The sequence below is a fragment of the Sphaerospermopsis sp. LEGE 08334 genome, assembly GCF_015207205.1.
GTDB lineage: Bacteria > Cyanobacteriota > Cyanobacteriia > Cyanobacteriales > Nostocaceae > Sphaerospermopsis.
In genome coordinates, this window is the sequence record NZ_JADEXH010000110.1 from 1 (window position 1) to 1,246 (window position 1,246).

Sequence of the window (1,246 nt, forward strand, 5' to 3'; positions counted from 1 at the left end):
GCTAATAAAGAATGTCCTCCCAATTCAAAGAAGTTGTCATTTACACCAATGCGCTCAGTAGCTAGAACTTCACTCCAAATTTGCACCAACTGAGCTTCCAAAGGTGTACGAGGAGAAACAAAATTAGTTGCCAGACTTCTAGTAGCCGTATCCGGTGCTGGTAAAGCGCGTCTGTCTACCTTACCATTCGGTGTCAACGGCAGACTATTAAGCAAGACAAAAGCTTGCGGAACCATATAATTTGGTAGCTTTTCTTGGATAAAAGACCGCACCTGTGGCACTAGCTTCTGTACTAACTTGCCATATAGGGGATTATTCGTGTAATCAGTCCAAGATTGAGGAATAATACCGGAATTATCCCAAAAAGTCGCTTTTACTCCATTTTTGCGACAGAATACCACATCATAAGCCCCATCTTGACTACCACCCCACCAACTGGTGTAGACAGTGTAACCAAGTTGTTGCCCTAACTGATAAAACTCTTCTGGATTGATACCCAATTTTGGTTGTTGTGTCAGTAATTCCCGCAGTTGTCCTACTGTTTCCACAGATGGGGGATTTTCCCACCATTGCCAAATCTGTAGTGCTTGCTGTAACCTTTGATTAGGTACACCCCTAATTCCTAACAGTTCTGGCTGTTCCTGTTGTAGTTGATTTTCCACCTGGGCAAACGACAACTGATCTAGTTGCCAGTTTAACCAAGGAACTACATTTGCTGGGACATCAGCATTGATATGCAACGTGACATCATAGCGGAATTGAGTTAACTCGTTTTCGGCGTAACCCCGTTTAGGTTGAATCTCTACCCAAGTAATTTGGGGGAAACGTTGTTGAAGGGCGATGAAGAAACCAGGATTAATCAGTAATTCTTCTTCTGTGGATACACTCTGATTTACCTGCTGCTGCCATTGCTCAATTGTTCTGTCTTCAGCAGCTTGGGACAACTGCACAGCCGCATGGAATGGTTGCAACAGAGACAAGTTGCGGATATCACCCATAAAGATTTTACCTTGTTGGGCAATTGCCGTAATTGCTCCTTCGATCACCTGCAACAAATACTCCACACTGGGGAAATACTGCACTACCGAGTTAATCACTACAGTATCAAAGTTTCCTTGGGGAATATTTGTAAAGTTATCTGCCATTTGGTGCAGTAAGCGCACATTTTCTAACCCAGCAACCCTTTGACATATTTGCTCAACCTGCCGGATAGCCGCACTGGAATAATCACATCCCCAATACTCTT

The 1,246-nt window shown here is 43.6% G+C and carries 1 protein-coding gene; it reads right to left on the bottom strand.

The annotated features are described in order from the left end of the window. Nucleotides 1-1,246, bottom strand: a 1,246-nt coding sequence (locus IQ237_RS25945; protein ID WP_228020722.1) for a class I SAM-dependent methyltransferase, incomplete at both ends; no start/stop codon positions are given.